Genomic DNA, 21221 nt, shown 5'->3' with positions numbered 1-21221 from the left:
ACTTTGAGGAAGCCACTAGTACCTCTACCCGGAATTAAAAATTAATAATTAAAAATTAATAATTAAAAAGCAGATTACGCCAGCTTTTTAGGAATTTTTAATAGTAGTTTTATTTCGGTCGTATTGTACTAGTTTGCTCAAGCAGTAACCCATGATCGTGTGGAGCAGTGAGCAAGTAACTAAAAGTAGGGGAGCCGAAGGGTAAAATTAAACCCAATGGTGCTGGTAAAGAGAAAACTATGTTTGTATTATGCACTTCATGATAAATCCAGGCTTGCAGTACCCAATTTTTGGCGCTGAAATACAGTGTCCCCATTGCCGTCAGAATATTCCCGCGCTGACTTTGACTGATACATATCTATGTACGCGTCATGGCGCTTTTGAAGCAGATCCAAAAACTGAAGAGTTGGTTCATCTCCAGTCGGGTCGTCATTGGCGTAGATGGGATGGTGAATGGTATCGGCAACATACTCATCCTGATGGTATTCGGTTTGAGATTCACGAAGCGTTAGATAAGCTTTATACCCAAGGCTATCGCGCTACCAAGGTGATTATTGCCCGACGCTATGAGGAATTAATGAGTGGTTATTTGGAACGCAGTAGTCCTTGGCGTGCTGGACAACCAGAAGGAGCTTCTGCTCGTTTGTATGGCTTACCAGTAGAGTTTGGTCCAGATGCGGCTCAGGAACCTTGCTGGGGAGTGATTAATTTTGATTTGGACAAAGAGCTAGGTGTTCCTGTCCGTTATCCTTATTTCCGTCTGTTTGAGTAAAGAGTACTGAGTGCTGAGTGCCGAGTGTGGAGTGCTGAATGATAATAATTAGTAGTTACTCTTAGTCAAAGGTCTTCATCTACTTGTATATACGAGGAGCATTACTTGGTTCATAACTCTAGCAAGGTAATTTAGATGACTCAGCACTCGTTACTCACTACTCACTACTGAATTATGCACCACGTTTCTATTCGGACTGGCAATATTCATCATGCGATCGCTTTTTATGAGCAGTTAGGATTTACAGTTGGCGATCGCTTTACTACAGGTTATACTTTAGCTTGTTGGCTGGAAGGAATGGATAGCCGCATTGAATTAATCCAAATTCCTCAGCCAAAACCAGCCCCTGATGCTTTTGCAGATGAGCATTATGTAGGCTATTATCATCTTTCCTTTGATTTAACTGAGGTTACGCCAGATTTGCATGGCTGGTTGGAAAATTTAAAGGCACGAATGGCTTTGGTAAGTGATTTACAGCCTTTGAAAATCCTTTTAGAACCTACACAACAGCAAATAGGCGATCGCATTTTGGAAGTCGCTTTCATTGCTGACGCTGATGGTTTACCTCTGGAGTTGATCCGCTTTTTGTCAAAGCTTGGTAATTCGTAATTTTTCCCGCATCTCCCCCTCACCGCGTCTCCCCTACTGCCTTCTCAGTAAAAGAATCCGGATGTAATGAACCGCAAAGACGCGTTCGCGAAGCGTCCCGAAGGGATAGGACGCGAAGAAAGAAGGAAGAAGGAAGAAGATATGTAATATTACTGTGGGAAAGGAGTAACTGAATTTTTTTCTTGATTTTTAGTCGCTAATTTTCCAGAAACTTTAAACCACAGATGTATAGGTAAAAAGGTGTAGTCTTATTTACTTATATCTAAAAACTATATGTTTGTTATTTCGGTCTTTCATAGATATCGTGTTCCCCTGTTATTGTTCATATTATCGATAATTACAGCGGTTTTGTTGCAGCATACTTCTTCAATTAGCCAAAAATTAGTTAAAACCAATGGGGAACATTCTCAGCAAATTTTCGTAGGTAAAAAGACAAATAATCTCACATTGGCAAAAAATATTCAGAAGACAATACTAGAAAATGGTCTAACTGTCTTAACAAAGGAAGTACATAATGCACCAGTCGTAACGGTGCAAGTTTGGTATAAAGTTGGTTCAGGCAACGAAGAACCAGGAGTCAATGGTGTTGCTCACCAATTGGAACACATGATGTTTAAAGGTACAAAAAATCGTCCTGTTCAATTTGGACAATTATTTAGTGCTTTAGGCAGTGACTCCAATGCTTTTACTAGCTATGATCAAACTGCATATTACAATACTGCGGAACGAGACAAACTCAAGGCGCTGCTGGTTCTAGAAGCTGACAGAATGCAAAACCTACTGCTTGATAACAACCAACTAGCAAGTGAGAAGCGAGTAGTTATTTCTGAGTTACAAGGTTATGAGAATAGTCCAGCATATCGCATCAGACGTGCTGTGATCCAGTCTGTTTTTCCTGATCATGCTTATGGTTTCCCTACTGCTGGTACTCAAGCTGATGTGGAAAAATTAACTATTGAACAGGTGCGGGAATATTACCAAAAGTTCTACAATCCTGATCACGCGGTGTTGACGATTGTGGGAGATTTTCAAACTCAACCAACTTTGGAAACGGTAAAAGAGGTTTTTGGTAAAATTCCCAAAAGTCAAAAGTCTTCCCACCTCTCTACTTCTCCACTTCCTCACCACTTCTCTTCATCTCCGATTATCTTGCGAGAACCGGGCGCTGGAAAACTGTTACAGTTGATTTATCCAGTTCCAGATTTAACTCACCCGGATATCCCTAGACTGGGTGTAATAGACTATGTCTTGACTGGGGGAAAAAATTCTTATTTGTATAAAGTATTGGTGGAATCGGGTTTAGCTACTGATGTTTCGGCTCGTTTAGTGACTTTGCGGCAATCTGGTTGGTATCATGTTTTGGTGACTACTGTTGCAAATCAGGAGTTATCAAAAATTGATCAGGTGATCAAAAGCGCAATTGCTAATTTAGCAAAAACCAGTGTCACACCGGAACAGGTTGAAAACGCTAAGACTCAATTAATAGCATCTGTAATTTTAAATAGTCGGGATATCACTAGTCAAGCAATGCAGTTGGCTAATGATGAGCTAACATCTGGTGATTATCGTTATACAGAACGCTATTTAGAAAACGTCCGCAAGGTAAAATCGGCGGATATTATAGCTGTAATTGACAAATATCTGAAACCTGAAACCCGAACTGTAGGATTTTTTGAGCCTGATGAACAAAAGTCTCCAAAAGCAGTTAATCATCAAAATTATACCCCAGCCACTCAGGAAAATTTGACTTCTGGAGTTTCTCTGACGGCTGCTGAGGTGAGGAACTATTTACCTTCTGTATCTTTTTCTACTGATACATCAACTCAATCAATACCACATAAATTGACTTTGGTCAACGGTTTGCAGGTATTATTATTACCAGATCAAAGTAGTCCGACGGTGACTTTGAGTGGCTATATCAAAGCAGGGAAAGAATTTGATCCACATGACAAAGCTGGATTAGCGGCTTTGGTAGCAGATAACTTGATGAATGGCACGAAAACCAAAGATACTTTAGATATTGCCAAAGTTTTAGCAGCAAGGGGTGTAAGTCTAGATTTTACAACGCAGCGTCAAGGTGTGCTGATTCGGGGTAAGAGTTTAGCTGAAGATTTGCCGATTTTGCTGGAGACTTTGGCTGATGTGATTAAAAATAGTACATTTAATGCTGGGGATTTAGAACTAACTCGTCAACAAGCTTTAAGTGAGGTTGATATCGAATTGGATGATCCCGATGAAGTTGCAAACAGAACATTTATACAATCTATTTATCCACCAAATCATCCTTTACATAGTTTTGCCACTAAAGAAAGTCTACAGAAAATTACACGTGAGGATGTGATTGCTTTCAAGTCTCAACATTATCGCCCAGATACGACGATATTAGCACTGGTAGGAGATTTTGATTTCGATAAGCTGCGAACTGATAAGTCAGCGATATCGCTCATTAAAACTCAGTTTAGTGATTGGCAAGTTAGTGGCAACCCACCAATATTAAAATATCCACAAGTGGTAATTCAGGATCAGGGAATGCGTATTAACCCTGTTCTTCCTGGTAAAGCCCAAGCTGTAACTTATATGGGTTATACAAGTATTAAGCGGGAAGATGCTAGATTTTATCAAGCTTTAGTCTTGAATCAAATTTTGGGAGGTGACACTTTATCTAGTAGACTGGGAGCAGAAGTGCGCGATCGCTTGGGTTTGACTTACGGCATTTACAGCAACTTCCAGACTGGAAGGAATGTGGGGACGTTTTTGATTGAAATGCAAACCAATCCAGAAGATACTAATAAAGCGATCGCTAGTACTCGTAAACTCCTTAATCAACTACATCAGCAAGGTGTGACTCAACTAGAAGTAGAAACTGCTAAACACACTTTAATTAGTAACTATAATATTTCCCTGGCAAAACCAGAAGAATTAACAGATACAATTGTGATGAATCAGGTATATGGACTAAAGCCAATAGAACTGCGCTCTTTTGCCCAAAAAATCCAGAAAGTTACCCAAACAGAAGTTAATCAAGCAGCGCGTGAGTTAATTCATCCTGATCAAATCGTAGTAGTGACAGCCGGTTCGGCTATCATGGCAGAGCATAGAAAATAAGGAAAGTCCAAGGAACTTAAATAAGTGAAACTTGGACTTAACTTACAATTATTTATTTGTAAATGCGGATGAAAGGACTTGAACCTTCACTCCTTTCGGAACTAGAACCTAAATCTAGCGCGTCTGCCAATTTCGCCACATCCGCATCAGTAACTTATAATAGCATAGCAAATTATAGATGGCAATAGGTAATTGGTGATTTTACATAATCGCTACACGAGGTAAACGATGCTTGAAACCGCAGAGAATTTCCCAAGAAATGGTATTTAATTGATCTGCCCAATCATCAGCTGTGATTTTTTCTTTTCCCTGTTCTCCCAGTAAGGTGACTATTTCTCCCTCTTGCACATCAGGAATAGAACTCACATCTAACATAATTTGATCCATTGTAATTGCACCTATTTGCTGCACACGTTGGCCACGGAGTAAAACTTGCATTTGTCCAGAAAGACTGCGGGGAACTCCATCTGCATAACCAATACCGACTACAGCCAGACGCATTTCTCTGTTAGCAATAAAATGATGACCATAGCTAACACCCGTTCCCTCAGCAATATTTTTTACATAGGTAACTCTTGCTTTGAGTTGTAAAACTGGTTGCAGTTTGATTTCATTTTGTAGGTGGGGTGCAGGATAGAGTCCATAAATAGCCAAACCCGCACGCACCATGTCATAGTGCAATCTCGGATCTGCAAGGGTAGCGGCTGAGTTGGCTAAATGCAAACTGGGGATTTTGATACCTCTAGATTTGATCTGTGCAATGGCTTCTTCAAATCGTTGATGCTGTTTTTCCATGACTGTAGCATCAGGATTATCTGCTGTAGCGAGGTGAGAATAAATGCTGGCAATATCCAAATGAGGTAATCTTTGTACTAGCTGCACAAAATCAGCGGCTTCTTGCCAGTTTGTGCCTAGTCTTGACATCCCCGTGTCTAATTTAATATGTACAGGTATAGGAGAATTATAGTTAATAGCTTCTAATGTATTAGAAAATATTAAAGCTTGTTTTGGTCCGCATAATGTCGGCTGAAGTTGCCAATGAGCGATCGCCTGAATTTGTTCTTTTGTATTAATTGCCCCTAGAATCAGAATCGGCGCTTTTATGCCACCTTCTCGCAATTGAATCCCTTCGGGAACTGTCGCTACTCCCAACCAACTTGCACCAGCTTCCAATACTGTTTTAGCCACTGTTACCGCCCCATGCCCATAGGCATCAGCTTTTACTACTGCCATTAACTGGGTGCATGGTGATAAAAATTTTACTAACTGCTTGACATTATAGGATAAAGCCCCTAAATCAATTTCTACCCAAGCACGTTGAGAAAACCAAGCGTAGGTATCACGTTCCTGATGATCAGCAAAACTAGGGGTTTGTTTGCGACTTAACATAGCACTTCCCTCCTATCACACCACTGTAAGCCTTCCAGACTATCTAATGATTCTGGTTTGCAACCTTCTCAGCCATATCAATATCAATCAGCAAAGTTTACCGCTGATCCGGTAATTCATACAAGATTGTGTTGAGTTATGAGTTTCTATAAATTATTAGGATTAAATTATTAGGATTTAGCAATTCTGAAACCTTATCTTACTTATGATCAGGTTTATTTTTTATAAAATAGTTCTTCCTTATCAATAATATGATAACAAGTTTCTAATTAAAAGTCAACCCCTAAATACTCTAAAAAAAGTATAAATTATTCTCATTTCCCAATGAGGGTATATTTGTGTTAAAATATTTAAAACTAATACCTTGAGCTAATATCAATGGGGAAGGTTTTAGTCCTAAACGCCTCCTACGAACCTCTCAACATCACGAGTTGGCGACGTGCCATAGTTTTGTTGATTAAAGGCAAAGCCGAACACGTAGAACATAACGGTAAATTTATCTACTCTGATTTTCCATTGCCAACCGTCATTCGGTTACGGCACTACGTACGTGTTCCTTATAAAGAAATTCCTCTGACTCGCCGGAATATATTGCATCGTGACAGTCATACTTGTCAATACTGCGGCTACACAGGAGATGAGTTGACTTTAGATCATGTAATGCCGCGATCGCGTGGCGGAGGTGACACATGGGAAAATATTGTTACCGCCTGTGTACGCTGCAACGTCAAAAAAGGCTGCCGTACACCTCAAGAAGCCCGTATGCCCTTGCGTCATCAACCTCGTCAACCTCATAGCAGTCTGTACTTCGAGGTGACAAAACATCTGAAGAGTGGACTTCACCAAGAGTGGCAAAAATATGTAATAGGACTTTGAGATTACACATAATCAATTCAGACATCAGGAGAAATAAGTCTTCATCTGTAGGTGTTACCTTTTGACTGGGTCAAAATACCATACCACAATTTGAGGACTTAACTTGGCGTTTGTTTATTGACAGCTTGTCGGCGACATTCCTAAAAGCTGGATTAACCTTTTGACCAAGTTTAGGCAAGGTACAGACAAACTATATTACTCCATTTTATGGAGTATTGATCATGGTTACGATAAATTATCAGAATTTGACAATATATTCTAATTAAATCCAGAAGTGATTGTTGTCAACTTCAGAATAATTCTCTACTGCAACTAAATAAGCTCTAATGATACACTCTTTTCTGCCTTTGGCAAGCTGCGAAGAGGCATTAGTCTATCTGAGATTTTTTACACTTACTGAGAAACTATAAAATTCTAAATTGGTGTGAGATAATAGAAAGTAATATTACCACAATTAAGATAAATATCAAAGTCCCAATCAGCCTTTAAACCAAATTTGCTGAATGGTTTCCAAACTCTATTCAGTGCCAAGATGGTAAATTTCTGCCAAGATCATAATGTGTGGCTAATCCAGTGATGCATTGATTAAAGTATCTCGGAAGACATACACAAGCCACCACGCTGACAACCAAATTCCTTATGTACTTGAATTCTTCACTTACTCAATTTGAGAATTTGTCACTGACTACAGATCAGAATGGGGAGGAAATTGAAATAGATAAAGAATCAATTGAACTTCCACTACTGACCCGTCCTTCCTTATCACCGTCATCGAATGGTGATGTAGGGATATATTTAGCTCCACGTGGCAATTCGCTGGCTGTTCAGAAATCAGAAGAGTTGCAAAAAACTCTTCTTGGACATCGTCATGAGCGTCAGTTAGTAATTTTACAAGATTTTCCTGATCCTGACGCGCTTTCATGTGCTTGGGCTTACCAGTTAATTGCTCAACAATACGACATCAAGTGTGAAATTATTTATGCTGGGACTTTAAGCCACCAAGAGAACATAGCTTTAGTTAAGTTGACGACCTTACCGGCTCAACGCTGGACAATGCAAAACCTGAAAACTAAAGATTTGTCATCTTATCAAGGTTTTGTCTTAATTGATAACCAGGGAACTACGTCACAACTGTTACCAGCAGTACAACAGGCAGGAATTCCGCTAGTAGTACTAGTTGATCATCATAGTTTACAAGGAGAGCTTAAAGCCGAGTTTTTCGATGTCCGTCCTTACGTGCGAGCAACTGCAACTATTTTTACCCAGTATTTACAAGCGGGGATACTAAAATTAGATAGCAGTATTAGCCAGCACGTTAAATGTGCAACTGCTTTGATGCATGGCTTGCGTTCTGATACGAATCGGTTAATGCAAGCGCAAGAAGAAGACTTTATGGCTGCTGCTTATCTGAGTCGATTTTATGACGCTCAGTTGCTGAATGCCATTTTACAGGCAAATCGTTCCAAGCGGGTGATGGATGTGATCGAGCGATCGCTCAAAAACCGCATTGTCCAAAATAACTTTTCCATAGCCGGGGTTGGTTATTTACGCTATGACGATAGAGATGCAATTCCCCAAGCCGCTGATTTTCTAGTGACAGAAGAAAACGTCCACACAGCTGTAGTGTACGGGATAGTTCATGATGAAGATGACGAACTAGAAGTAGTCATAGGTTCCCTAAGAACCACAAAACTTACCTTAGACCCCGATGAATTTATCAAAGAAGCCTTTGGACAGGATAGTGCTGGGCGGTTTTTTGGTGGTGGACGCACTGGTGCTGGTGGCTTTGAAATTCCCATGGGTTTCTTATCTGGAGGAAACGAAAATTCTACTTATGCCAAAATCAAATGGGAAGTTTTCGACTCACAAATCAAGCAAAAGTTGCTGAAATTGGTGAATCCTAGAGATAACCCCATTTAGTCTGAGAGGATTTCTGGTACTTCAAGTAGAAGTCTGATAACTGAAGTAGGGGTTGCTGATAGCGTAGCGTGGCGTTAAGTAGGTGGGCATAAATATTTATCGTTGAGACAAGGCAGGAGGCAGAGGGCAGGAGGCAGAAGGGAAGAGGTTTTTGGGCAAATTTACATTTCGTTGCATACTTTGGTTTTTTAGTGTCTACCTACTTAGCCATATAAAACCAACAACCAGAAAAATTGAAGGATTGAGACTGAGTAAACAGGAAAAAAGGTGCAAGCTTTGATGAGGTGGGAACTTAAAAACCTTGCATTTAATTCCTACTCAAAGGGAAAATCGTTCCCATTTAACTCTGGAAACTGTCACCTGTTAAGAGTCACCTACCTCCACAAAAAGACTTTCTCAGCAACTCCGAAGTAGTTATTTAGTTGGGGTTTAGCAATGGGCTTTACCCCTGGTAATAAATCTGCCTAGTTTTTTTTAATGATGCCAGCAACTTTTATAAGGAAAATGCCGAAAACCCTTGAAGGTGCGTCCGACTCAGGAGGACACAGCTGTGCTTGAGACAAGGGAGGAAGGCTAAAAGCTTTCCTTTATCCTGCATTGACATTTTGTATATGTTGTATAATTAACGATTGTCAAAACCAAATCAAGTTGATTGTTCAAAGTTAAATCAATGCTAGTCCTAGAATACAAAGTTAAAGGTAAACAACATCAATACAACGCCATAGACGATGCAATTCGTACCACCCAATTCATTCGCAATAAAGCGCTCAGATATTGGATGGATGCACCACGTGAGCTAAAAATTGATAAGTTTGCCCTGAATAAGTATTCAACAGAACTACGCTCATGTTTTCCTTTTGCTGCCGAGTTAAACTCAATGGCAGTACAATCAGCAGCAGAACGGGGTTGGTCTGCTATATCAAGGTTTTACGAAAATTGTCAATCTAAAAAATCTGGGAAAAGGGGGTTTCCAAAGTTTCAAAAAGATTGTCGTTCTGTTGAATATAAAACATCAGGATGGAAATTACACAAAACCAAGCGACGTATTACTTTTACTGACAAGAAAGGTATTGGTGAACTCAAGTTATTAGGTAAATGGGATATTCAATTCTCCGAACTTAAAGATATTAAACGAGTGCGTTTAATCCGGCGTGCAGATGGATATTATGCACAGTTTTGTGTTGGTATTGATGTTGTAGATATTCAACCAAAAACAGATGAAGAAATTGGGCTAGATGTGGGGATTGAGTCGTTTTACACAGATTCAAATGGGCATCAAGAACCTAATCCTCAGTTTTTGAGAAAGGCTGAAAAATCAATCAAGCATTCTCAAAGACGGATTTACAAAAAAGCAAAAGGTTCTAGCGGTAGAAGAAAAGCTAGAAAACTTTATGCCAAAAAACACTTAAAAGTAAGTAGGCAATGGATTGAACACGCTAAGAAACTAGCGCGTAACGTATGCAAGTCTAACGACTTAGTAGCCTATGTTCGCGAAGCGTGCGCGAAGCGCATAGATTTACGTGTTTCAAACATGGTAAAAAATCATTGTTTAGCAAAATCAATTAGTGATGCTAGTTGGTATTTGTTTAAGCAATGGATAGAGTATTTTGCTGTTAAATTTGACAAAGTTGCTATAGCTGTAGCACCACATTACTCTTCACAGAAATGTTCTGATTGCGGCGGGATTGTCAAAAAATCTCTATCAACTCGTACCCATAAATGTAGTTGTGGATGTGAATTGCATAGAGATACAAACGCGGCCATAAATATTCTTAATCTAGCAAAAAATAGGGGAGGGCATCCCCAAATTAACGCTACAGGAGTTGAAACCACTACTCTGCTTGGTGAGCCAGCGCGGTCTTGGGGGTTTCCCCCATGAGCGACTGGCGTTCGCGTCAGCGTGCCGGAGGCATCACCCGTAAGGGTGTAAACCTGGTTGAGCAAGTTTTGACGGTGAATGTAGAATCCCCGTGTCTTTAGACCGGAGAGTGTCAAAAACTGGTTGATTTATTGAATATTTTGCCAACATTTTTTTAGAAAACTTGGATAATTTGACTGCAAAAACCGTACTTAGGCTAGAGCAAGTTAATCTGTTTACAAAGCTGAAAAGTCAGGTGCAGAGAAATTTGCCAGGATATCCAATTTTAGAGGATATTTCCTTTGAGGTGTTTTCAGGCGATCGCATTACCATTGTTGGTACTGCTGGTGCTGGCAAAACTTCCTTATTACGCCTCATTAACCGCTTAATTGAACCTAGTAGCGGTAAAATTTATCTAGAGAATCAAGAATATCGCCACATTCCGATTATTCAGCTGCGACAAGAAGTGACGCTTTTACAGCAAGAATTTAAGTTGTTGGGGATGACAGTTCGGGAAGCCTTAGCTTATCCTTTAGTTCTGCGCGGCTTGTCCAAACAGAAAATTCAGGAACGAGTTAGTTATTGGCAAGAACAGCTGCAAATTCCTAATGAATGGCTAGGACGAACCGAAGTACAACTTTCCACCGGACAAAGACAGTTAGTTGCGATCGCTCGTACCTTAGTCATCCAACCCAAAATCTTGCTTTTAGACGAACCTACGAGCGCCTTAGACCCTGGTCAGGCTTCCCGGATGATCAACATCATCAGCCAACTACCTCAACCCCCTACAACCGCGATTTTGATGGTAAATCACCAATTTGACCTAGCCCAAGAATTTAGCACCCGGTTATTACATCTCCAGCAAGGTCAATTATTGGCAAATCAACCAACCGCTGAAATCAACTGGGAAGACTTAAAAGCCAGCTTGATAGAAGCTGAAATTCAAGCATCTGAGGAGTGGTAATTGGTCATTGGTAATTGGTCATTGGTAATTGGTCATTGGTAATTGGTCATTGGTCATTGGTCATTGGTCATTGGTCATTGGTCATTGGTTTTTGGTCATTTTCTCCGCGTCCCCGTGTCCCCGTGTCCCCGTGTCCCCGTGTCTCCCCATCTTCTTCTTCCCAGTCCCCAATCTCCACTAAGAAATTTGAGTAGCCAGGGTAGAACGTGGATTACTGAATCTTTCTTTAGCTAACTTTGTTTGTGATTGCGGAACATTAGCATTCAAAGTTTCTATGTTAAATCGGTATCCCACATTGCGGATAGTTTGGATTAAGCTGGGTTGACGCGGATCAAGTTCCACCTTTTTCCGCAGTGATAAAACGTGAGTATCAATGGTACGGGGATTATCAATAGCGTCAGGCCAAGCACGACGCAGTAATTCCGATCTACTCAAAGGTACTCCACCAGCTTGCGCCAAAACATACAGCAAACTAAATTCTTGGGGTGTTAAATCGATAAACTCCCCTTGAAACCGGACACGGCGCTGTACCAAATCGATTTGCAAACTGCCATAATCCAAGTAAGCTGGTGCAGTGGGTGTACGGTTACGACGAATCAGTGCCTCTACCCTAGCCAAAAACTCTTGCATTCCGAAAGGTTTGCTCAAGTAGTCATCTGCTCCTGCTTTTAAACCAGAAACAATATCAGCTTCATTGTTACGGGCAGAAAGCATTAAAATCAGAGGCTGTTGCTGACGATTTAACCAACGACAAAACTCGATCCCATCGCCATCTGGCAAATCCGCATCTAGAATGACTAGAGTCGGTTGATGACTTAAAAACACTTCCCTTGCTTGATAAATGCTGGCGGCTTGATGTACTCGGTATTCCAGTTGTTGCAAGTGCCAACCAAGCAACGACCTCAGATGGGGATTCCCCTCAACGATTTCAATACAAACCGAACCCACAGTGGCAAGACCCCTTAGCGTCGATGACTTTCAAATTAACAATCTCAAGCACAAGGTTTTGTAGCCTTTGTTACCTCAACTGCTAGAATCTTTACATTTACTCCTATAAAACCTTGCAATAAATTTAATTTTCCCATTGTCTATAGCCAAATTAGAATTTTTTCTAATTTTGGTCTAATTTTTTGGAAGACTTTTTACTAGTTAGTGGAAAAGCAATCTAGAAAACAAGTGTACTTAACTGGAAATGTCTGTTAGATCAAGGCTGGGAATACTATTTTGTAGTTATTATAAACCGTAACTACAAAGTATAAAATAAGTCTGTAGACAGGTAAAATCATAAAAATAGTTGATCAAGTTACCATATTTTAGCTTTTTTAGAATAGGATGTAATTACATTTTTAGCTGCTGAGGGGTCTCACCCAACGTCAAAATATTAACTTTAAGTTAATACTTAAGAAAGAAGTCATACTTCACTTTTGAGCGTAGATCATTTACAATTCTCATTCCCAAGAGATAAACACAGCAGTTATGCTCCAAGACACACAAACCATCCGTTATTACCAAAGACTTACTGACGCCTTCGTCGAGCTATGGAATCGCGGTTATCGTATGGATGATATGCGGATGTATTTGGATGGATATCTAGCAGCGCTGAGGCAAAGTAACGCCATTGAGCCTTACCTGATTCATCGCCTAGAAGAAGAAGCTAGCCGCTATTTGTACGATGCATCAAACTTTGCCATGACACAACCAGAACCAGAAAGACAACACGGCTACTACTAAACACCAACAGTGTTATCAGTAGCAACTTGTAGATTACCGCAGGTAACTGTAACATAATTTCTGCGTTGGTCAACGGGGTGCAGTGCTATGAAATTTTGTAAATATTGTATTCCTCAAGAACATCCCCTCAGTATTACGCGATTGAGGGGAATTTTGACTTGTCTTTGCAAAATGCAACGGCAATTAATAGAGATTCCATTAGCAGTCTCTGAAAGCAGAGTAAGCTGTTGTGCAGCTAAATCGGGCGTTGCTGAATAAGGGGATGATTGAGGCTGACGCGGGGACGCGGAGACAGGGAGACGCGGTGATTATATATTGACGCAGTTTCTCAAATCATCCCGCAATTATGCAACGCCTTAAATCGATATAGGACTACTATTTGATTTTTGAACATATACGTAGGGTGCGTTAGTGGTAACGTAACCCACCAAGCCTGGAATAACGGTGCGTTACCGATTTCATCTTAACGCACCCTACAATACTTAGTTTTTTCATAAATCAAACCGGATTCCTATAGTAGCTATGATTAAAATTCTTGATTCTACTCTTAGAGAAGGAGAACAAACTCCAGGAGTTTATTTTTCTCCTGAAAAAAAATTGGTAATTGCTCAGTTCTTAGACCAGATAGGAATTGATATTATTGAAGTAGGTAATCCAGCAGTTGATAGCGATATTGCTTTAGCTATTAGTCGAATTTCTCAAGCTGGTCTAAAGGCAAAAATAGGCGCTCATTCACTTTGTAAAATAGACAATGTCCAAAAAGCGCTAGATTGTGGAGTGGATTTTTTAGGAATCTTTTTTAGTGTTTCCAAAAAGCGGTTGTACCAAGATTACAACATTAGTTTAGAAGCAGCCATTGAGAAAATTGTGGAAGTGATCCGTTTTGCAAGAGAGCAGCAAAATGATTTATTGATTAGGTATACACCAGAAGATACAGTGCGCTCACCTATAGAAAATGTGATTGCAGCAGCAAGTGCAGCAGTTAAAGCCGGAGTAAATATAATTAGTATAGCTGATACAACTGGCTATACTAATCCTTTTGATCCTCAACGCAGTATTTATAATTATGTAAAAACTCTAAAAGCAGAACTAAAGAAACAGGATTTACATCCAGAAATAGAAATTCATTGCCATAATGATAAAGGTTTAGCGTTAGCAAATGCATTAGATGCATATAGAGCAGGGATTGATATTATTGACGTGAGTGTAATGGGACTAGGAGAAAGAGCAGGTATTGTGGATTTAGGAGAATTACTGATAAATTTAAGAGAAATGAGTGAGGAAGAAAATCATTGGCAACTAAGCCATTTACAGGATTTATATAATTTTGTGAGTGAAAATTCTCATATCCCAATTGCTCCTCATCGACCAATAACAGGTAAAAATACATTCATACATTATGCAGGTGTTCATGTTAAAGCTGTAGCTAAAGATGAAATGCTGTATCAAAGTTTAAATCCACAGATTCTCGGAAAAAAAAGTAGCTTGGCATTGGGAATACAATCAGGATATACTGCTGTGCAACTGGCGATGAAGCAAATTGGTAGAGAAGAATTAGCTGAAAACAAAGAGTTAGTAGCTAAGATTCTCCAGGAAATTAAAGCAATTGCTAAAAGAGGTACTCCGATTGATATTGAAAAAGAACTACCAGAAATTGTAGTTCGCTGTCATATTAAGCAGGTGATGGCTAAAAAGAATGTTATTTTTTCCTACCCAAATCCACAAAAAAGCCCCTGAAAATGGATATATGCCAATTTTTCAAGGGCAATAAAACTGTTAAAAATCTGAGGAAGATATTAAGAAGCTAGAGCAACTTCTACCTTTTGCTGCAATTCACCAGTTTGATACAGTGTAATCAAAATATCAGAACCACCAACAAATTCACCATTAATATATACTTGGGGAATTGTCGGCCAGTTGGAATATTCTTTAATACCCTGACGAATATCTTGGTCGGAGAGAACGTCAACTGTCTCAAAAGGAACTCCCAAGGTATTGAGAATCTGGACTACATTGTTGGAGAAACCACATTGAGGCATCAACTTGTTTCCCTTCATAAAAACCATAATCTTGTTTTCTTGTACCAAGTTATCAATTTTCTCTTTAACTTCTGGGGTCATGGTTTTTTGTTTCCTTTGTTGGCAAAATTGGCACGGTCAATGTAATTCGTAATTGATAATAGTAGTGATCGCCAGCGATGCGAACCTAGTTAAAATCTGTGAGAGCTTGTACACATTTAATTACAAATTAGTAATTATTTGGTCAAGCTTGGGGAGTAGCTGTTTTGAGAGCTAACGCATGAATCGCTTCAGTTGACATAGCTTGCTGCAACGCGCCATAAACTAACTGGTGTTGTTGTACCAGTCCTTTACCTGCAAACTGCGATGAAACTACTGTCACCTGATAGTGATCACCACCACCAGTCAAGTCCTGTACCTGAACTTGAGCATCTGGCAGTTCCGCCTTAATCATTGCCTCAACCTGCTGCGGAGTAATCATCGCCATTCCTGAAAAAAACTTACTTCTCTATTATTAACAGATATGGAAGAAATGCCTGAGGGAGATGGGAAATGGGGAGAATAAGTGATCACCAATAACCTTTTCCCCAATTTTGTATCTCTGAAGTGTACCGAAGGAATTATTTTGAATTACTTAGTTCCTTGTCGAGGATAAGCTACATCAACAAAACCCAATTCCAATAACTGTTGATAAGCCTTCTTGCCTAATTCACGTGTGGGATTTTGGCTTTTAATAATTTGAATTAACAAAGGAATTGCTAATTCTGGCTGATTTAGCGCCCGATGAACTAGTGCGAGACGATAGGTGGCATCATCTCGCAGTTGGGCGCTCTCTAGGGCGTTTTTGCGCTGGGAATCGGATACTCTGATATCAATTCCCGAAAAGCTAGAGTTGAGATCCTGATAAAAATTAGATAGTTGATTAAAAACTTGACGTGCTTCCTGGAGTTTTTTAGCAGCTACGTCATATTTTTGAGCAGAAACGGCCTCGTCTGACTCTTTTAAAAGCCGCTGTCCCCCTTCAATGCTTAAGACACTGTTGTTTTTGCTAGTTGGACGGAGGGTGTTGGGATCATTAGGATCAATAGGTTGGGCTTGGTTGTTATTACCCGGTTGCTGAATTACCTGAGCATGAACAGGTGATAGCAAGCTCATCACGATAATCAGAGAGAGAGAAGTGAACCGAATTAAGGAAGCAGCAGCAAGGTTCATGGGGTCAATTAGTGCAACAAGTCTATAGAAAATGTATGGAAACTTCGGGTATCTTAACTCTGTTTGTGTCTCAGATACAGCAAAACTGCACAATCAGTTTCTCTGATTTAGACTGGAAATCGGTTTAATAGAGTTCCCAGTCCCCCTACAAATTAACTAAAAATATTTTCTATGAGTGATTCCTTGGATTCTCAACCCACAGGTTTACCCGCAGTTAGCCTGGAAGTGACCTTACAACGCGGTGGAGAAGAGTTAATTCTAGAAAAAGCTTTGTCTGGCTTCACCATTCGTCCCAGTGCTGACTTTCCTCGTGAGCAATTATCTCAGGTTAGTTGGGGTGTTTGGCAGCGTAGTATACCTAGTGCCAATCTAGAACTATTCAGTATTCAACCTGCCCAGTTAGAGACAGCCATGTCTCAAGCACGGGCTGATGAAAATGTGGCTTTTGCCAGTCATGTATACAAATTTAGGGATAATCCCGGAACTTACGTTTATCTGAGTGACCAAATTACAATTCAATTTGCGACTTGGGTTGACGCGGCCAAAATCAATGTTGTTGCTACCACATTTCACTTAATACAAGATCAAACAGTATTGGGGATACCCAACACCTTTGTCTTTCTAGTCAGCAAACAAGCCACAGAAAACCCGATCAAAATTACCAATCAGTTGCAAAGACTCCCAGAAGTTTTAGCTGCTGAACCAAATATATTTATCCAACAGGAACCACATTATAAACCTAGTGATTCCCTGTATTCCCAGCAATGGTATCTCAATCATAATGGTGGTAATCAGTTGGGGGTGGGTTCTCATATTGCTGTAGAACAAGCTTGGGATATCACTCGCGGTATCCGTTCTGTAGTTGTGGCGGTGGTGGATGATTCTTTTGATTTGAATCACCCAGATTTTCAAGGTATGGGTAAAGTTGTTGCTCCCAGAGATTTGAAGGAAAATGATTTTTTACCTTTACCTGGGGAAAAAGAAACTAGTCATGGTACTGCTTGTGCGGGGATAGCTGTGGCTGAAGAAAATGGTGCGGGAATTGTCGGGGTTGCGCCTGGTTGTGCATTAATGCCGATTCGCACGACAGGATTTTTAGATGATCAAGCTATTGAGGATATATTTAATTGGGCTATTGATCAGGGTGCTAGTGTAATTTCCTGTAGCTGGGGAGCGTCTGCTGTTTATTTTCCTCTGTCTTTGCGCCAAAGAGCGGCTATTACCCGCGCTGCAACTAGGGGGCGGAATGGGAAGGGATGTGTAATTGTGTTTGCGGCTGGTAATGCGAATCGCCCAGTTGATGGTAGTGTAGATGAGCAAAATTGGCCGAAGAATATTTTACAAGGTAAGACGCGTTGGTTAAGTGGTTTTGCTATTCATCCAGATGTGATTGCGGTGTCAGCTTCTACGAGTTTGAATAAAAAAGCTGCTTATAGTAATTGGGGCGCAAATATTTCTGTGTGTGCGCCTAGTAATAATGCACCACCGGGGATGTGGTTTCAGGAAATGGGTTTTGTTTACACACAACCAACAATCACTACTTCTATTTCTGGGTTGGGAATTTTCACGACAGACCAATTGGGTGCTGCGGGTTATGATCCTGGTAACTTTACCAAAAATTTTGGCGGTACTTCTAGTGCAACTCCCATAGTGGCAGGAGTAGCGGCGTTGATTTTGTCAGCTAATCCTGATTTGACTGCTCAACAAGTTAACCGCATTTTGCAAGAAACTACGGATAAAATTGTTGATACTGAAGCAGATCCACAATTAGGTTTACGTGGGGGTAGTTATGATACTAATGGTCATTGCATTTGGTTTGGCTATGGTAAGGTTAATGCGGCTAAAGCTGTCCGTGCAGCGCAACAGTTGCGTCAAGTAGTACCCAGTGTTAGTAAAGAAGTGCGGGGGGAGAATAAAGCCCAAGTTATAATTCCTGATGATGATAACCGAGGAATTAGGAGTGCGATCGCTGTTAATCAAAATCTCATCATTGCAGATATTCAGGTGACGGTGAATATTACTCATGATTTTTTAGGGGATTTGGAAGTTTATCTGATTGCTCCCAATAATCAACAAGTTTTATTACAGAGTCGGATTTTAGGTAGACGGACTCAGTTACAAAATACCTATACAGTCCGATCTCATCCCGTTCTTAAACAATTACTTTCCTTAGCAGCTAAAGGAAATTGGCAATTACAAGTTATTGATTATTCACCCCAAGATGTAGGCAAACTTAACAGTTGGGAATTGGTAATCGGGTATTAGCAGTAATTTATTATGTGTTCAAGAGGCAAGATTAAAAACCCCTTGATATCATGCAACATCTGTATATTCTTTTTTGAAGATATCTAAGAGGATGTTTTAAAAGTTTTGGGCGAATATAATTCGCTACTACACAGGCAAAGTCCACCGACCTGGTCTAATAAAAAGATGGGATTTTTAACCCGCGCAGGCGGGTTTAGTTTGTATAGCCAAGCCACTGCGTTGGGCGGCTTCGCCGACTTAAAGCAAGTGGCGTGCGACTTCTAGTCGCCAGGGCTGTAATAATTTAGACTTTTCAAACAACCTCTAATAGAACTTACGCATTGACAAAGTTCATCAAATATGAGTTGTGGATTTTATCTCTTCTATGGTGCGTCAGACCCGATAATTTACCCACAATTAACAAAATTCTGCCATCTGACGCACCCTACTAATATGCCGGAAATAACTAATTTTAGTATAGTGCGTAAGTCCTATCTAATTAAGAATTGGTTATTTCAGCAAAGTTTCTAGAGGAGATTTCTGATTGTTGATAGGTTAATTGTTGTAACTTATTTGTTAAATCTGTCGTGAGATGTTTAGCACCTTTTTTTAAATTCCCATTCATGTAATCTGTGACTTGAATGGGTTCACCGATATGCAGATTCACATCTGTACCCCAATTGGGATAAGGTTGACTGTAGTTGATGCCAACGGGTATTATTTTTACTCCTAAGCCTGGGTGAAGAGATTCAGCACTTAAAGCCAAACGTGCGGTTCCCGACTTTAAAGTTTGAACTTTGTGATCACGATAAATGCCGCCTTCAGGAAAAATAACTAACATTTCGCCCTCTGCCATTAACTCTACTGCATGACGGAGAGTTGCGATCGCCGGACTTTGAGTATCGACGGGGAAACCTCCCATTCTTAGCACAAACCAGCCTTGTAACCCTTGACACTCACTGCTTGTCACCATAAATCGCATATCTCGACCGGTGACACAACGACCAGTAGCGTAAGGTAACAATAATGAATCCCAGCGAGAACGGTGAGTAGGTGCAAGAATAATCGGTCCATTTGTGGGGATATTTTCGATCCCAATGATATTGATGTTACCAAAAAACAAGGGTAAAACTAAGTTGCGTCCCAAAAAATACGCAAGGGGAGTTAACCAAGGAGAAACCTGTGAAGTCCTAGAAACAACCTGAGACTTTACAGGTGTATTTGTTAATTGAGATTGAGAGGTGTGAGAATCAGAGTAAATTTCCATCATGACGGTGGCGGCTAGTTAGCGGGTAAAATGTGACGCAAACTGAATTATGTCCACCGTAGATTTTCTTGAGTAACTTGTGTATTCCGATCTGGACAGTTTTACCTTTGTCTGTTAATTTTTCGGTCGCCGTTTAGTAGCAAACCAACTCTGCAATTGCTGACGACAGGCTGATTCTAGAATACCTCCTAGCACTTGTAGACGGTGATTAGAAGCTTGGCTATCAGGGATGTTGATAACAGTACGAATTGCGCCAGTTTTGGTATCGTCTACTCCATAGATAATTGTTGCCAAACGTGCATGAGCGATCGCACCGGCACACATGGGGCAAGGTTCTAAAGTTACATAAAGAATACATTGATGCAAACGCCAACTTTGCAAGTTTTTGGCAGCTGCCCGAATAGCGATAATTTCTGCGTGTGCTGTGGGGTCTTTGTCCCGTTCTTTACGATTTTCCCCTTCGGCGATTAATTTGCCATCTGGGTCAATAATCACCGCACCTACGGGAACTTCACTCGCCTCACCTGCTATCTGTGCTAGTTCTAGGGCATGATTCATCCATTTTGTATGTTTTAGATATTCTGGGTGGTCAAGCATGGAGATTGGGGAGATGGGAAGCAGAGAGTAGGGGGATATTGCTCCTGTAGGGGCGTATTGCTACTGTAGGGGCGTATTGCTCCTGTAAGGGCGTATTGCAATACGCCCCTACTTCAGTTACTTGTCACCTGAACTAATAACGGATCGAGTTGACCTTTTGTATCCATTGCATACAGGTCATCACAACCGCCTATGTGTTGGTTATTAATGAAAATCTGGGGGACGCTGCGGCGGCCATTGGCGCGTTCTGCCATGTTTGTTCTGGCTGTTTCGTCACCGTCAATTTTGTATTCGGTGAATTTAACGCCTTTCCACCATAGCAGCAGCTTGGCACGGATACAGTAAGGGCAGGTTTGCCAAGTGTAGATTTCTACATTGGCTTGAATACGTTCTGGATGGCGACCTAAAAGGGAGTTGATAAAGTTGAACATAGTATTAATGGTTGGTTTTAATATCAATTTACCTGGATGATGTTATGGTTTGTTGACTTCACAACAGCTTTCATATCTTTAGGCTACACTCTTTATTTGTTTGGAGAGTGAGACCAAAAAATTTGGTTGATTTACCCGAAAATTGGGATTACACCTCACTAATACAAGAGTATCAACAAAACCTCTAACCGCGACTTGGTCGCAAAACTTAACACAGGCTTTCCACAA

General features: G+C 40.4%; 18 protein-coding genes and 1 tRNA gene. 10 read left to right on the top strand and 9 right to left on the bottom strand.

Annotation, left to right across the window (positions count from 1 at the left end; translation table 11 throughout):
• Positions 1–259: 259 nt before the first annotated feature.
• From ANA7108_RS0107820 to ANA7108_RS0107810, 3 genes are all read left to right on the top strand, one after another.
• Positions 260–772 carry a TIGR02652 family protein gene (locus ANA7108_RS0107820; RefSeq protein WP_016950222.1) on the top strand — a complete coding sequence of 171 codons (513 nt, stop codon included), beginning with the start codon at positions 260–262 and terminating at the stop codon, positions 770–772.
• A 174-nt stretch (positions 773–946) separates the two neighbouring features.
• Positions 947–1381 carry a VOC family protein gene (locus tag ANA7108_RS0107815; RefSeq protein WP_016950221.1) on the top strand — a complete coding sequence of 145 codons (435 nt, stop codon included), beginning with the start codon at positions 947–949 and terminating at the stop codon, positions 1379–1381.
• A 273-nt stretch (positions 1382–1654) separates the two neighbouring features.
• The gene (locus tag ANA7108_RS0107810; protein ID WP_016950220.1) at positions 1655–4486 is read left to right on the top strand and encodes a pitrilysin family protein; all 2832 of its coding nucleotides are present in this window, start codon (positions 1655–1657) and stop codon (positions 4484–4486) included.
• Between the two features lie 63 nt (positions 4487–4549).
• On the opposite strand, the gene ANA7108_RS0107805 is transcribed toward ANA7108_RS0107810, so the two are convergent.
• A tRNA-Leu gene (locus ANA7108_RS0107805) sits at positions 4550–4631 on the bottom strand.
• A 56-nt stretch (positions 4632–4687) separates the two neighbouring features.
• Positions 4688–5875, bottom strand: coding sequence for an alanine racemase (gene alr / locus ANA7108_RS0107800; RefSeq protein ID WP_016950219.1), 1188 nt, complete (start codon positions 5873–5875; stop codon positions 4688–4690).
• 378 nt (positions 5876–6253) lie between these two features.
• Between alr and ANA7108_RS0107795 the strand changes: the two genes are divergently transcribed.
• The 4 genes from ANA7108_RS0107795 (at position 6254) to ANA7108_RS0107780 (ending at position 11493) form a co-directional block, all read left to right on the top strand.
• Positions 6254–6751, top strand: coding sequence for an HNH endonuclease (locus tag ANA7108_RS0107795; RefSeq protein ID WP_016950218.1), 498 nt, complete (start codon positions 6254–6256; stop codon positions 6749–6751).
• A 639-nt stretch (positions 6752–7390) separates the two neighbouring features.
• Positions 7391–8671: a bifunctional oligoribonuclease/PAP phosphatase NrnA gene (locus ANA7108_RS0107790; protein WP_016950217.1), complete on the top strand. Its 1281-nt coding sequence runs from the start codon at positions 7391–7393 to the stop codon at positions 8669–8671.
• 670 nt (positions 8672–9341) lie between these two features.
• The gene (locus tag ANA7108_RS0107785) at positions 9342–10550 is read left to right on the top strand and encodes an RNA-guided endonuclease TnpB family protein (protein WP_016950216.1); all 1209 of its coding nucleotides are present in this window, start codon (positions 9342–9344) and stop codon (positions 10548–10550) included.
• Positions 10551–10713: 163 nt separating this feature from the next.
• Positions 10714–11493: an ATP-binding cassette domain-containing protein gene (locus ANA7108_RS0107780; RefSeq protein WP_026104047.1), complete on the top strand. Its 780-nt coding sequence runs from the start codon at positions 10714–10716 to the stop codon at positions 11491–11493.
• A 177-nt stretch (positions 11494–11670) separates the two neighbouring features.
• Here the strand turns inward: ANA7108_RS0107780 and ANA7108_RS0107770 are convergent, their stop codons facing one another.
• Positions 11671–12441 carry a response regulator transcription factor gene (locus ANA7108_RS0107770; protein WP_026104046.1) on the bottom strand — a complete coding sequence of 257 codons (771 nt, stop codon included), beginning with the start codon at positions 12439–12441 and terminating at the stop codon, positions 11671–11673.
• A gap of 528 nt (positions 12442–12969) precedes the next feature.
• On the opposite strand from ANA7108_RS0107770, the gene ANA7108_RS0107765 reads away from it, so the two are divergent.
• Both ANA7108_RS0107765 and ANA7108_RS0107760 read left to right on the top strand, forming a co-directional pair.
• Complete coding sequence (locus ANA7108_RS0107765; protein ID WP_016950212.1) at positions 12970–13224, top strand: DUF6761 family protein; 255 nt, start codon at positions 12970–12972, stop codon at positions 13222–13224.
• Between the two features lie 522 nt (positions 13225–13746).
• On the top strand, positions 13747–14961 hold the full coding sequence (locus ANA7108_RS0107760; protein WP_016950211.1) for a LeuA family protein: 1215 nt from the start codon (positions 13747–13749) through the stop codon (positions 14959–14961).
• 59 nt (positions 14962–15020) lie between these two features.
• On the opposite strand, the gene grxD is transcribed toward ANA7108_RS0107760, so the two are convergent.
• From grxD to ANA7108_RS0107745, 3 genes are all read right to left on the bottom strand, one after another.
• A complete protein-coding gene (gene grxD / locus ANA7108_RS0107755) occupies positions 15021–15344 on the bottom strand; it encodes a Grx4 family monothiol glutaredoxin (protein WP_016950210.1) in 324 nt (107 codons plus the stop codon).
• A gap of 142 nt (positions 15345–15486) precedes the next feature.
• Positions 15487–15723 carry a BolA family protein gene (locus ANA7108_RS0107750; RefSeq protein ID WP_016950209.1) on the bottom strand — a complete coding sequence of 79 codons (237 nt, stop codon included), beginning with the start codon at positions 15721–15723 and terminating at the stop codon, positions 15487–15489.
• Between the two features lie 149 nt (positions 15724–15872).
• Complete coding sequence (locus tag ANA7108_RS0107745; protein ID WP_026104045.1) at positions 15873–16454, bottom strand: hypothetical protein; 582 nt, start codon at positions 16452–16454, stop codon at positions 15873–15875.
• Positions 16455–16625: 171 nt separating this feature from the next.
• Here ANA7108_RS0107745 and ANA7108_RS0107740 point away from each other — a divergent pair, with 171 nt between their 5' ends.
• Positions 16626–18719 carry a S8 family serine peptidase gene (locus tag ANA7108_RS0107740; RefSeq protein ID WP_016950207.1) on the top strand — a complete coding sequence of 698 codons (2094 nt, stop codon included), beginning with the start codon at positions 16626–16628 and terminating at the stop codon, positions 18717–18719.
• A 478-nt stretch (positions 18720–19197) separates the two neighbouring features.
• Here ANA7108_RS0107740 and ANA7108_RS0107735 read toward each other — a convergent pair whose 3' ends face one another.
• The 3 genes from ANA7108_RS0107735 to grxC form a co-directional block, all read right to left on the bottom strand.
• Positions 19198–19965: a 1-acyl-sn-glycerol-3-phosphate acyltransferase gene (locus tag ANA7108_RS0107735; protein WP_016950206.1), complete on the bottom strand. Its 768-nt coding sequence runs from the start codon at positions 19963–19965 to the stop codon at positions 19198–19200.
• Between the two features lie 114 nt (positions 19966–20079).
• The gene (tadA, locus tag ANA7108_RS0107730) at positions 20080–20562 is read right to left on the bottom strand and encodes a tRNA adenosine(34) deaminase TadA (protein ID WP_144052365.1); all 483 of its coding nucleotides are present in this window, start codon (positions 20560–20562) and stop codon (positions 20080–20082) included.
• A 113-nt stretch (positions 20563–20675) separates the two neighbouring features.
• Positions 20676–20993: a glutaredoxin 3 gene (gene grxC / locus ANA7108_RS0107725; RefSeq protein ID WP_016950204.1), complete on the bottom strand. Its 318-nt coding sequence runs from the start codon at positions 20991–20993 to the stop codon at positions 20676–20678.
• Between the last annotated feature and the right edge of the window lie 228 nt (positions 20994–21221).

The organism is Anabaena sp. PCC 7108 (assembly GCF_000332135.1).
Taxonomy (GTDB): Bacteria; Cyanobacteriota; Cyanobacteriia; order Cyanobacteriales; family Nostocaceae; genus Anabaena.
This window is presented reverse-complemented; position numbering and strand designations above follow the sequence as displayed.